The organism is Curtobacterium flaccumfaciens (assembly GCF_013359815.1).
In the GTDB taxonomy this organism is placed as follows: Bacteria; Actinomycetota; Actinomycetes; order Actinomycetales; family Microbacteriaceae; genus Curtobacterium; species Curtobacterium flaccumfaciens.
Map to the genome: position 1 here is coordinate 213208 of NZ_JABMCF010000035.1, position 12594 is coordinate 225801.

The following is a 12594-nucleotide window of genomic DNA, read 5'->3' on the forward strand; positions in this document are numbered from 1 at the left end:
CGACGGTGTCGCGGCGCGGGCTGACGGGCGGAGGCGGAGCGTCGGTGCGGTCAGGGGTGGCCGGTCGGGGGAGAGCCCCGGCCGTGGGCGGCGAACGCCGCGTGGATGCGGTCGTCCGGGGCGTCGAGGGCGAGCAGCGCGGCCAGCAGGAGACGCGCCTTGAGGCCGTCGAGGTTGCCGGCGGGGACGAGTCCGGCGCCGAGCAGGTCGATCTCGCCGCCCGCGAAGCCGTACGTCGTCGTGAGCGTCGCACCGGCGCCGGTCCGCGACGCCAGCACGACCGGCATCTGCGCGGCGAGGGCGCGGACGGCGTCGACCGTGCGCTCGGCGACGTGCCCGCCGCCGAAGCCCTCGATGACCGCGCCGCGGTACCCGAGTCCGTCCAGGGTCGACAGGACCCGGCCGTCGTCGGCGAGGGTGACCCGGTGCAGGGCCACCGGAGGCAGCGGTGCGACGCGTGTGGTGAGCGCGGGCGCTCGGGACGCCGGAGCGTGGAAGACGGGCGAGCCCTCGGTGACCCGTCCGAGCGGACCGGAACCCGGTGAGGCGAAGGCACCGGTCGACGAGGTGTGCGTCTTGCGGACCGTCCCGGCGGCGTGCACCTCGTCGTCGAGCACGACGAGGACGCCACGTCCCACTGCTGCCGGTGCCGCGGCCACGCACACGGCCGCCAACAGGTTCGCCGGGCCGTCCGCACCGGGCGAGGAGGCGTGGCGCATCGCTCCGGTCACCACGAGGGGCTCGGGGCGGTCCCAGGCGAGGTCGAGCAGGTACGCGGTCTCCTCGATGGTGTCCGTGCCCTGCGACAGCACGACGCCCGAGGCTCCGGAGCCGACGGCGTCCCGAGCGGCGTCGAGCGCCCGCTGCACGTCGTCGAAGTCGAGCGAGGGCGAGGGCACCATGCCGAGCTGGCGGGCCTCGACCCGTGCGACCTGCGCGATGGCCGGCACGCCGGCGAGGAGGTCGCGGGCTGCGATCCGCGGAACGGCGCCGCAGTCGCGCGGATCGCCCGAGGTGGCGCTCGCGATGGTCCCGCCGAGGGCGAGGTACACGATCCGGGGGAGCGTGGGGTCCGTCACGGCAGGGTGTCCCTTCGTCGATCGACCGCGCGGGCGAGGCTGTGGTGTTCCCAGTCGGTGTCGTCACGCGGGTCGGCCCTGCGGACGCGGGTGGCGACGGCCGTCCAGTCCGTGCGCCCGGCGCCGACCTGTTCGACCGCGTCCAGGACCCCGTCGACGCCCTGGGCCACGACGCGCTTGCCGGTCGGCCCGACGATCACGAGCCGGACGGTGCCCGGGACCTCGTGGACGCGGATCCGATCGTCCGCGAAGAGCCGGGTCGCCCAGGCGGCCAGCCGGAGCTGCGCCCGCTTGCGCGCCGCGGGGGTGTCCTCGACACCGGCGGCGTACCAGTCACGGTGCCCGCCGTTGCCGCCACATCCGCCGCACATCAGTACTCGCGTGGGCGCTCGGGCTGCGCGAACGGGAAGCGGACGCGGAAGTCGTCGGCGATCTCGTTCATCGTGACGAACCGGACGCCCTCGTGGCCCCCGATGTACTCGATGAGCCGCTCGATCATGAGCAGGACCTGCGGCCGCCCGGAGACGTCGGGGTGGATCGTGATCGGGAAGACGGCGTAGTCGAGTTCGCGGTACACCCAGTCGAACTGGTCCTTCCACATCTGCTCGACGTCGCGCGGGTTGACGAAGCCGTGGCTGTTCGGGCTCGACTTGATGAACATCATCGGGGGCAGGTCGTCGACGTACCAGTTCGCCGCGATCTCGACGAGGTCGATCTCGCTCCCGTGGACGAGCGGCGTCATCCACGTGTGCGGGTCCTGCGAGTAGTCGATCGGTGTCCACTGGTCGCCGACGATCGAGTAGTAGGGGACGAAGTCCTTGTGCTGCTGACTGTGGTCGTAGCTGAACCCGAACTTCTCCAGGAGCGTGGGCGTGTAGCTGCTCAGTTCCCACCACGGCGCGACGTAGCCCGTCGGCTGCTGACCCGTGAGTCGCGTGATCAGCTCGACCGAGCGCTCCATCACCGCGTCCTCCTGCGCTTCGGTCATCGCCACGGGGTTCTCGTGGCTGTACCCGTGCGCACCGATCTCGTGGCCGGCGTCGAACAGGGCCTTGCACTGGTCCGGGAAGGTCTCGAGCGAGTGGCCGGGGATGAACCAGGTCGCCGCGATGTCGGCGCGGTCGAACACCTTCTGCAGACGGGGGACGCCGGTCCGTCCGGCGAAGATCCCGCGCTGGATGTCCGAGGGGGAATCCGCCCCTCCGTAGGAGCCGAGCCAGCCTGCGACCGCGTCGATGTCGACGCCGAAGGACACGAAGATCTCTTTCACCATGGGACACCGTCTCTCGTCGTTGCTGCAATTCGTGCAATCGTTTGCATTGACCGGAATCCTGACAGTCGACTGTTTCGATCGACGTCCAACCGTGTAACCAGTGTGTTTCGGCTCGTCCGGGCTGTCGTCGGGCGAGGCGCCCGCAAACGTTCGCGCCGTCCGGTGTGACGACGATCTGTCACCTAGACTCGACGGATGGGCAGTACGAGCGACGACCCGGCCGGACACGGTCAGCAGGATCGTCGTGGTGACGTGAACCTCCAGGCCATCGCCGCGCTCGCCGGCGTGCACATCTCGACGGCGTCGCGCGTGCTCCGACAGGCGGAGCCGACCAAGGGGTGGAGCGCCTCGGCGCAGCGGGTGATCGCGGCGGCGGCCGAGCTCGGGTACCGCCCCAACCGACTCGCAGCATCGCTCCGGACCCGGCGGTCGAACACCATCGGCGTCGTGATGCCACGGCTCGCCGACACGGTCATCGCGACGATCTGCCAGTCCGTCGAGTCGGCCGCCCGATCTGCCGGGTACCAGCTGTTGCTCACGACGCCCCCGGACGACATGGGAGCGCAACTGGACGCGGTCGACTTCCTGCTCTCCCGACAGGTCGACGGCCTCATCGTCAGCTCGCTCCACCTGTCGTCCCCGAACCCTCGGCTGATGGACCTCCCCGTGCCGGTCATCGCGACGAACCGCCACCCCGGGGACTGGATGCCCGCCGTGGTCGGTGACGACGTCGAGGGCGGCCGGATGGCGACGGAACACCTGCTCGCGCTGGGGCACCGCCGCATCGGCGTCATCGCGGGTCCGCGCCACGCCAGCACCGCCGTGGAGCGGGTGGCCGGGTTCCGCCTGGCGCACGAGCAGCGGGACCTCGCCGTGGACGACGCGCTCGTCGTCCACAGCGACTTCGAGGTCGAGGGAGGCGTGGTCGGCGCGCACACGCTGCTCTCGCTGTCGGACCCGCCGACCGCGATCTTCGCCGTCAACGACACCGCGGCGATCGGCGTGATGGGCGCCGCACGGCAACGCGGCCTCCGCGTGCCCGACGACCTGTCGATCGTCGGCTACAACGACATCTCGGTCGTGGCGCAGCTGCCCACGCCCATGACGACCGTGCACTCACCGACCGCGCTGATGGGCACCGTGGCCGTGGAGCGGCTGCTCGCGGCGATCGGCGACGGGGCACTGCAGGGCGCGACGCTCCCGGTCTCGCTCGTGGTGCGGTCGTCGACCGGACGTCCGGCGGGCTGATCCAGGACAGGGCGCTCTGACCGGACCACGCGAGCGGGTGCCCGAGCGGCGTCGCGGTATGGTCGCGGCATGGCAGAGCATCGACGCGGAGCGAACCTCCCGTCGATCGGCGGGTTCAACCGCACCGTGGTCCTCGACGCCGTCCGCCGCTCGCCCGACGGCCTGAGTCGCGTCGAACTCGCCGCCCGCACCGGACTGAGCGCGCAGACGGTGTCGAACGTCACCCGGTTCCTGATCGAGGCCGGCATGATCGTCGAGTCCGGCACCGTCGTGTCCGGCCGCGGCAAGCCCCGCACCATCCTGCGGCTCGAACCGGGCAGCCGGTACGCGGTCGGCGTGCACGTCGACCCGGCCGTCGTCACCTACGTGCTGCTCGACCTCGCCGGCACCGTCGTCGCCGCGTCCACCACCTCGACCCCCACCGCCGACGACCCGTCCGAGGTGGTGCGCACCATCGCCTCGGCCGTCGACGGGCTCGTCGCCGACGCCGGGGTGGCCGTCGACAGCGTGCTCGGCGTCGGGATCGCGAGCCCCGGACCCATCGACGTCGAGGCCGGCATCGTGGTCGACCCGCCGTTCCTGCCCCGGTGGCGGGACGTGCCGCTGCGCGATGCGCTCGCCGAGGCCACCGGCTACCCGGTCCTGCTCGAGAAGGACGTCACGGCAGCCGCGGTCGGCGAGATGTTCCTGGCGGGGGAGTCCTCGGCCCGGAACTTCGCGTTCGTGTACTTCGGCACCGGGTTCGGCGTCGGGCTCGTCGTCGACCACGAACCCGTGCGCGGGGTGGGGTCGAACGCGGGTGACGCCGGGCACATCATGGTCGACCAGGGGTCGCTCGCGGGCACCCCGGACGGCTCGGGCACGCGCGGCGAGGTCGGTGCAGCCGTCGCGCCGGACCGGCTGGTGCGGGTCGCGCGGTCGCGGGGTCTGGCGTTGTCGGGCGGCGGCGCGGTCGCCGACGCAGATGCTGGTGCAGACGCCGCGGGTGCCACCGACGCCGCCGATGCCACGGACGCCGCCGACGCCGCCGACGTCGACGCCGTGAACGCCGCGTGGGACGAGCTCGCCGCGGCCATCGCGGACGGGGACGACACCGCCGTCACGCTCGCGGCCGATGCCGGTACGGTCATGGGCAACGCCGTCGTCCTCATCGTGAACCTGCTCGACATCGACCGCGTGGTGTTCGGCGGCCCGTTCTGGTCACGCATCGCGAGCGCTGCCCTGCCGGCTGCGCGGACCGCCATCGTCGGGTCGCCGCTGCTCGTGCCGAAGCACGCCGTGCAGGTGGTGGAGAGCGACCGCGGTGCCGACGTCGCCGCCGTGGGTGCCGCCTGCCTGGTACTCGACGCCGCGCTCTCGCCGCGGGCCAGCACCCTGCTCATCCGGCGCTGACGGCACGGCGCCGTCGCCCGGCGCCCTGCCCGGCCGGAGCACTCCGCCCCGGCCCGCTACGCTGCGATCCGACGCAGCCGCCAGGTGTGCGGGATCGACGGGGGACACATGACGGACAGCACGGACAGCGCGGGCGGCAAGGACGGCACGGACGGCACGATGGACCCGCGGTGGGCGAGGGTGCGTCCACTCGTGTTCCGGACGATCATCGGCGCGGTCGTCGCCGCGGGCCTGGTCGGCATCGCCGCGGTGCTCCTCGGCGACTTCGGCATGGTCGCGGTCCAGCTGCTCCTGACGATCGTCGTCGTGGTCGTCTTCGCGCTGCTGTCCTGGTACGACGCCGACGTGTCGTCCAGGCGGTCGGGGATCTTCGCGTTCGCGAGCATCGCCACGTCGATGTACCTGCTCGTCGCCGGTCTGTACAAGGTGTGGATCGTGCCGACGGGCATCTCCGGTGACGGCATCTGGTTCGTCCTGGAGCACTTCTGGCACTGGATCTGGCTCGTCGGCGTCGCCCGGGTGGCGCTCCTGCACGTCCACCTGCTCCTCGTGATCCACCGGCGGTACCCGACGCCCGTCCTGCAGGTCGTCGCGAAGGCCACCGTCGGCGTCATCGCCCTGCTCACACTGCTGCTCTCGATCCCGCTGCTCGCGCCGGACGTCGACTACGCCCGCGGCTACTGGCGGCTCGTCTGGGTGGTGGTGATCCTCGACCTGCTCGGGACCGTCGTGGTGCCCCTGAGCAACGCCCTGTTCCGTCCGCGAGCCACGCTGCCGTCGGCGACGTGGCCGGTTCCCGAGCAGCAGCCGGCGTGGAGCGCGACGCCGACGCCCGCGGCTCCCGCACCCGCTCCTGCACCCGATCTGCCGCTGCCGCCCGCTCCTGCGCCCGCTCCCGCTCGCGCCTCCACCCCCGGTCCCGCGCCCGAGACGGTCGTCGCGTCCGACGGGCGTCGCTACGCGTCCCGTCCGTCGGCCTCCCGCGCCCTGGCCTGGCCCCGCTACGTCGACGGCACGCCCCTGCCCGCGCTGCCCGACGGGACGCCGGACTTCTCGGAGGTCACCGAGCGCTGACACCTCGAGCAACGAGTGTGCAGAAGACGTCGGGTTCGCAGTGCGGACCCGACGTCTTCTGCGCACCGGATGCGGTGAGCGCGACCGCAGGGCGGACGGGAGGCGCGGTGCGGGGCCGCCCCGCGCCTCCCGTCCGCACGCGGCGGGTCCAGGGCGCCGGGCGCGACCCGGGACACCGTGCGTTCACCCCGCGGCCACCGGCCGGTCGCGTGGATGCTGAACAGTCGTGCAGGTCTCCGCCCGCTCGCTCCCCCGAGAAGGACCCTGCATGCGCGCTCCCGTCCTGCGCCCGCCCACCCTGCGCCCGCCAACACTCCGCATCGGCGCCGCCGTCGCGACCGCCCTGGTCGTCGTCGCCGGTGTCGTCACCGCCAGCCCGGCCCTCGCCGCCGTCGGTGACGACGACCCGGCCGTCGGTGCCGTCGCGGCGAACGGCCTCGTCGTCAACGAGGTCGAGTCGAACGCCGACGACACCGACTGGGTCGAGCTCAAGAACACCTCGGGCACCGCGATCGACCTGACCGGGTACGCGTTCCTCGACTCCGACAACTCGCACGACGCGTACGTGCTGCCCAGCGGCTCGACGATCGCCGCCGGCGGGTACTTCGTCGTCGACCAGCTGTCCGCGACCGCCCCCGGCTTCGACTTCGGGCTCGGCGGTGCGGACACCGCGCGCCTGTACGACCCCGCCGGCGACCTGGTGCTCCGGTACGCCTGGACGACCCACGCGGGTGTCACCTACGGTCGCTGCGCCGACGGCGTCGGACCGCTCGTGGACACCACGGCCTCGACCAAGGGCGCTGCGAACGACTGCTCCTCACCCGTGCGCATCAACGAGGTCGAGTCGCAGGACGGCACCCCCGGCGACTGGGTGGAGCTGACCAACACCGGCAGCACCACCGTCGACCTGGGCGGGTACGTGCTGCGGGACAGCGAGGACGACCACACGTACGCGATCCCCGCGGGCACGACCGTCGCGGCCGGGGGCTTCACCGTCCTCGACGAGGCGGCGTTCGGCTTCGGACTCGGCAAGGCGGACTCCGCGCGGCTGTTCGACGCCCGCGGTGCGGTCGTCGACTCGACCTCGTGGACGGCGCACGCCGCCACGACGTACGGCCGCAACCCCGACGGCACCGGCGACTTCGCCGAGACGGCAGCACCCACGAAGGGCGCGGCGAACCGGTTCGCCGGCGTCGTCACCGCCGAGGCCTGGCCCGGCGGCCCGGACGAGACCGTGCTCGACGACGAGGACACCTTCACCGGTGACCTGAGCGGCCTCGACTGGACGACCTCGGGGAGCTCGCGGGACGGGCAGCTCTGGGCCGTGCAGAACGGCGACGGCCTGCTCTACCACCTGACCTCGGCCGGCGCGGGCGGCTGGGCGCCCTCGAACGCCGAGGGCACCGACCTGCGCTACGCCGACGGCACGGGCACCCCGGACGCCGAGGGCGTGACCGTCACGAGCGACGACCCCGGTGCCGTCTACGTGTCGACCGAGCGGAACAACGACGTGTCGAGCACGAGCCGCCCGTCGGTCCTGCGCTACGCCACGACCGACGGCTCCGAGGGCACCCTGCGGGCCACGGACGAGTGGAACCTCGCCGCCGACTTCCCCGGGCTCGGCGCGAACGCCGGGCTCGAGGGCGTCACCTGGATCCCGGACACCTGGCTCACCGCGCACGGCTTCACCGACGAGCGCACCGGCGCCGCCTACGCACCGTCGAGCTACGCCGGACACGGCGAGGGGCTCTTCTTCGTCGGGGTCGAGGGCACCGCGAGCGTGTACGCCTACGCCCTGATGGACGACGGGTCCTCGGCGCGGGTCGCCACGATCGCGACCTCGCTCGCCGTCGTCGCCGACGTGCAGTTCGACCCGACGCTCGACGCGCTCTGGGTGGTCTGCGACGAGGTGTGCTCGGGTCGGACCGCGCTGTACGAGGTGACCGACGGGGCATTCACCGCCTCGACGCTGTACGAGGCGCCCTCGGCCACCGACCGCACGCTCGCCAACGAGGGCTTCGCGATCTCGGGCGTCTGCACCGACGGGGAGCGCGCGACCTTCTACGCCGACGACAACGACACGGACGGGTTCTCGCTCCGCACGGGGACGTACCCGTGCGAGGGCGGCGACACCGGCCCGGGCACGGAGCCCACGCCGACCCCGACCCCGGGCGACGGCGGCACGACGCCGACCCCGGTTCCGAACCCGGGTGGGACGCCCACCGCGGTCCCGACCCCGGGTCCCTCGGCTGCCCCGGTTGCTCCGGTGGCGCCGTCGGAGTCGTTGTTGACGGAGGCGAACCGTGGTGGGGTGTCGGCTCCGGCGACCGCTCGTGCGGGGGAGACGATCACGGTGACGGTCGGCACTGCTTCGGCCGGTGACACGGTGAACGTGTGGTTGTTCTCGGAGCCGACGCTGATCGGCACGGCCGTGGTTGCTGCTGACGGGACGGTTCGTGTGACGATCCCGGCGGACACGGTGGCTGGTGCGCATCGTCTGGCGGTGACGGCTGCGGACGGGAGGCTGATCGGGTGGACCCCGATCACGATCACCACGGATGGGCAGTTGGCATTCACGGGCGCTGTGGGCCTCGGTGCCGGTGCGTTGGTGGCGTTCCTGTTGCTCGCGGCGGGTGCGGGTGTGCTGATCGTGCGTCGCCGCAGGACCGCGGCCGCTGCGGAGTAGTCCCCACGCCCCCCGGGCGCACTTCGTGAGCAGGAATGGTCGGGTTCGCACAGCGGACCCGACCATTGCTGCTCACCATGCGCGGTGGGCGCGACCGCGCGACGGACGGGAGGCGCGGGGCGGGGCCGCCACGCGCCTCCAGGCCGGTGGGTGGCTGCGGTCAGTCCGCCGACCCGTGCATGGTCTGGGTGTCGTCCTGACCGGGGATGGCGTCCTTCGTGGTCCAGCCGTACCAGCGGCCGTCGATCTCGGTGACCGCGCGGCCGTCGCCGCAGGTGACGAGGCCCTTGGTCGGGAGCTCCTCGGGCAGGAAGTCGGCGGTCATCGCCGTGCCGCCGTACGACTCGTCGAGCGGGGTGCAGTCGTCCACGTCGACGCCGTCCTTCGACGCGAACCCGATGACGTACCCGGGCTGCGAGACGTGGAGGCGGACGTCGATGTCCTTCGCGTCCTCCGGCACCCACTTCGGCATGAAGAAGGCCAGGTCCTCGGACTCCCCGGAGCGCGGGGCGTCGGAGTACGCGTCGAAGTGCTTCTGCGGGGTCTTGTTCGGCACGATGTCCTGAATCGCGCTGCAGCCGGCGGTCAGCAGCAGGGCGGACACCGCGGCGGTGGAGGCGAGGGCGATCCGGAGGGTGCGGCGGGCGGTGGTGGGGCGCGTGTCGGTGCTCATGGATCCAGTCTCACGACGGAGGCGACGCTGAAACATCACGTGCGCACCCGGAAGTGGTCGGGGGTTACCCCCACCCGGGGACCGCAGTACGCCGGGCCTGCCGAGGAGTGCTCAGGAGTGCCCAGGTCGCCCCGGTAAGCAGGTTCGGTGCACCAGACGCAGCAGCCACCGGTCGGGGTCCCCTGGCACCAGGCCACCTTCCCCGCCTCGTTCTCGCGGTTCTGGCGGGGGTACGTCGTGTTCCGCGGTCGTGCCGCTCGTGCCGAGTTCTGGTGGTGGGCGCTGTGGTGGGCGATCATCTCCGCTGCGATCAACATCGTGTACGGCGTCGGACTCTTCACCACGCCGCCGCCGATGCCGAGCCCGGACGAGGCACGCGTCATCGACCAGGCGATGCAGTCCTTCAACCCGTTCCCGGTCTGGTGGTTCCTGCTCACGTCGCTGCCGGTCTTCGCCAAGGTCGCACTGGGCGTCTTCGTGGTCGTCGGGCTCGCGTCGCTGCTGCCCTGGATCGCCATCGCGATGCGGCGGCTCCACGACACGAACCGCTCCGGGTGGTGGGTCCTGCTCTCCTTCGTGCCCGCCGGCTACATCGTGCTCGCCGTGTTCCTCGCGCTGCCCTCGGAGCCGCCCGCAGCGCCGCAGCAGTCCGGGCCACCCGTCGGTGATCGGCCCGCGCACCCGGTCGTGACACCGCAGTAGCGTCGGGGCATGCAGCAGGAGATCCTCCGGTACACCGCGTTCGCCGCCGAGCCGGGCGGTGGCAACCCCGCCGGGCTCGTGCTCGACGCGGCCGGACTGTCCGACGACCAGATGCTCGCGGTCGCCCGGCAGGTCGGGTACCCCGAGACCGCATTCGTCGTGGGTGCGACGTCGACCGGGCCGCGGGTCCGCTACTTCTCGCCGAGCGCCGAGGTCCCGTTCTGCGGGCACGCCACCGTCGCCCTGGCCGTCGCGCTGGCCGAGCGCGAGGGACCGGGCCGCCGGGTGTTCACGACCCTGGCCGGCGAGGTCGCGCTCGATGCGACCGTCGGTGCGGACGGAGCGGTGCAGGTCGCGATGACGAGCGTCGAGCCGGCGACACGGGACATCGAGCCGGGTCTGCTGGTGCGGCTGTTCGACCTGCTCGGGCTCGAGGCGGCGGACATCGCTCCGGGGTTCCCGGTGCTGGAGTCCTTCGCCGGCAACTGGCACCCGGTGCTCGTGCTGCACGACCCTGAGCTCTTCCACCAGTTCCGGTTCGCGCCGGGGGCCCTGGCCGAGCTCAAGCGCGAGGCCGGATGGGCGGGGACGGTCACGGTGCTGCACCGCACCGGCGACCGGGAGTACGAGGCCCGCAACCTGTTCCCCGCCGGGCGCATCACCGAGGACCCGGCGACGGGATCGGCAGCGGCGTCCACCGGGGCGTACCTGCGGCAGATCGGTGCAGTGCAGCCGGGCGACCGCATCACGATCCGGCAGGGGCGGCACGTCGGGCGTCCGAGTCTGCTGCTCGTGGACGTGCCCGAGGCCGGCGGGATCACGGTGACGGGGAGCGCGACGCCGATCTCCTGACGGACGTTCCTTCCCAGAACGCACGCGATGGGAAGTGGAATCGGGCGTACCTGGTCGAAACTTCCGACCCGGTACGCCCGATTCCGCCCGGTACGCCCGATTCCACCCGGTACGCCCGATTCGACCCGGTACGCCCGAATCCGCGCGAGAAACTCCTTGACAGGGTTAAGTCAATACGGTGGACTAATCCTGCGCGCGGGCGATGGTGCCCGCGGACATCACCCGTGCAAAGGAGCACCGATGAAACGCACCCGCATCATCGCCGGACTCGCAGCTGTGGCCGTGGCCGCAGTCGGTCTGGCTGGCTGCTCGAGCTCGGGGTCCGCCTCGAGCGACACGATCAAGATCGCGTACCAGAAGTTCGGTGCCTTCCAGCAGCTCGACGCCCAGATGAAGGTCGTCAAGAAGCAGTACGAGAAGGACAATCCCGGCAAGAAGGTCACCCTCGTGCCCATCCAGGCACAGGGCAACGACTACTACACCAAGCTCGCGCTCATGAACAAGGCGCCGGCCACCGCCCCGGACGTCATGTACGAGGACACGTTCCTCGTCAAGGCCGATGCCGAGGCGGGCTACCTGCTGCCACTCGACAAGTACACGGACAAGTGGGACGAGTGGGACCAGTTCTTCGACAACGCCAAGCAGGCCGGGCAGGGTGACGACGGCAAGATCTACGGCGTCCCGATGGGCACCGACACCCGAGCCCTCTGGTACAACAAGGACATCTTCAAGAAGGCCGGGCTCGACGTCCCGTGGAAGCCGAAGACGTGGGACGACGTGCTCGCGGCGGCGAAGACCATCAAGGAGAAGCAGCCCGACGTCATCCCGTTCAACATCTACTCGGGCAAGGCGCAGGGCGAAGCCTCGACCATGCAGGGCTTCGAGATGCTCCTGTACGGCGCCGACGGCTCCGGCAACACCCTGTACAAGGACAAGAAGTGGGTCACCGGCTCGAAGCAGTTCGAGGACTCGCTCAAGTTCGTGAAGGACGTCTACCAGGGCGGCCTCGGCCCGACACCGCAGCAGGCGCTCGACACGAACGTCGGCACGACCATCGCCCAGACGTGGCTGCCGAAGGGCAAGCTCGCGATCGACCTGGACGGTTCGTGGCAGTCCGGCACGTGGCTGAAGTCCGGCACCGCGCCGTGGCCCGAGTGGAACGACGTGATGGGCCAGGCACCCATGCCGACCCAGAACGGGCAGGCTCCCGGCTACAACTCGATGTCGGGCGGCTGGACCCTGGCGGTCGGCGCGAAGTCGAAGAACCCGCAGGCGGCGTTCGACTTCATCACGAGCTTCCTCGACAAGGACGGTTCGCTGAAGTACGACACCGAGAACAGCCAGATCGCCGTCCGCAAGGACGTCGCGGACGACCCGGCCTACACGGCGGCGAACCCGACGTTCAAGTTCTTCTCGGGGCTGGTGGAGAACACCAACTTCCGCCCGGCGACGAGTGACTACTCGCAGGTGTCCAACGCGATCCAGGTCGCGATGGAAGCGGTCATGACCGGTCAGCAGTCGCCGAAGGACGCGGCTGCCGCCTACGACAAGGCCGTCACGCAGGTGGTCGGCAAGGAGAACACCGTCTCCGCTGGTTGACGGACGTCACCCACTG

The 12594-nt window shown here is 71.6% G+C and carries 11 protein-coding genes; 7 read left to right on the forward strand and 4 right to left on the reverse strand.

Annotation, left to right across the window (positions count from 1 at the left end):
* Window positions 1-50: 50 nt before the first annotated feature.
* From HP445_RS07160 to HP445_RS07170, 3 genes are read right to left on the reverse strand one after another with little or no spacing between them, the layout of a single operon-like run.
* The gene (locus tag HP445_RS07160; RefSeq protein WP_111089249.1) at window positions 51-1079 is read right to left on the reverse strand and encodes an asparaginase; all 1029 of its coding nucleotides are present in this window, start codon (window positions 1077-1079) and stop codon (window positions 51-53) included.
* Window positions 1076-1450, reverse strand: a complete 375-nt coding sequence (locus HP445_RS07165) for a hypothetical protein (RefSeq protein ID WP_128780500.1) — start codon at window positions 1448-1450, stop codon at window positions 1076-1078. The genes HP445_RS07160 and HP445_RS07165 overlap by 4 nt, the downstream gene beginning before the upstream one ends.
* Entirely contained in the window at window positions 1450-2352 is a 903-nt protein-coding gene (locus tag HP445_RS07170) for a polysaccharide deacetylase family protein (RefSeq protein WP_111024790.1), read from the reverse strand. The genes HP445_RS07165 and HP445_RS07170 overlap by 1 nt, the downstream gene beginning before the upstream one ends.
* Window positions 2353-2547: 195 nt before the next feature.
* Here HP445_RS07170 and HP445_RS07175 point away from each other — a divergent pair, with 195 nt between their 5' ends.
* The 4 genes from HP445_RS07175 to HP445_RS18900 all read left to right on the forward strand — a co-directional run bounded on the left by HP445_RS07175 (window position 2548) and on the right by HP445_RS18900 (window position 8752).
* The gene (locus tag HP445_RS07175) at window positions 2548-3600 is read left to right on the forward strand and encodes a LacI family DNA-binding transcriptional regulator (RefSeq protein WP_084740744.1); all 1053 of its coding nucleotides are present in this window, start codon (window positions 2548-2550) and stop codon (window positions 3598-3600) included.
* Between the two features lie 69 nt (window positions 3601-3669).
* Complete coding sequence (locus HP445_RS07180) at window positions 3670-4992, forward strand: ROK family transcriptional regulator (RefSeq protein ID WP_128780501.1); 1323 nt, start codon at window positions 3670-3672, stop codon at window positions 4990-4992.
* Window positions 4993-5100: 108 nt separating this feature from the next.
* A complete protein-coding gene (locus tag HP445_RS07185; RefSeq protein ID WP_175330794.1) occupies window positions 5101-6066 on the forward strand; it encodes a hypothetical protein in 966 nt (321 codons plus the stop codon).
* A 268-nt stretch (window positions 6067-6334) separates the two neighbouring features.
* Window positions 6335-8752 carry a lamin tail domain-containing protein gene (locus tag HP445_RS18900; protein WP_128780502.1) on the forward strand — a complete coding sequence of 806 codons (2418 nt, stop codon included), beginning with the start codon at window positions 6335-6337 and terminating at the stop codon, window positions 8750-8752.
* A gap of 160 nt (window positions 8753-8912) precedes the next feature.
* Here the strand turns inward: HP445_RS18900 and HP445_RS07195 are convergent, their stop codons facing one another.
* Window positions 8913-9425, reverse strand: a complete 513-nt coding sequence (locus HP445_RS07195; RefSeq protein ID WP_111024089.1) for a hypothetical protein — start codon at window positions 9423-9425, stop codon at window positions 8913-8915.
* Between the two features lie 147 nt (window positions 9426-9572).
* Between HP445_RS07195 and HP445_RS07200 the strand changes: the two genes are divergently transcribed.
* From HP445_RS07200 to HP445_RS07210, 3 genes are all read left to right on the forward strand, one after another.
* Window positions 9573-10127 (forward strand): DUF805 domain-containing protein, encoded by a 555-nt coding sequence (locus HP445_RS07200; RefSeq protein ID WP_128780503.1) that lies wholly within the window; start codon window positions 9573-9575, stop codon window positions 10125-10127.
* A 9-nt stretch (window positions 10128-10136) separates the two neighbouring features.
* Window positions 10137-10979: a PhzF family phenazine biosynthesis protein gene (locus tag HP445_RS07205; protein ID WP_128780504.1), complete on the forward strand. Its 843-nt coding sequence runs from the start codon at window positions 10137-10139 to the stop codon at window positions 10977-10979.
* 240 nt (window positions 10980-11219) lie between these two features.
* Entirely contained in the window at window positions 11220-12578 is a 1359-nt protein-coding gene (locus HP445_RS07210) for an extracellular solute-binding protein (protein WP_071404684.1), read from the forward strand.
* Window positions 12579-12594: the final 16 nt, after the last annotated feature.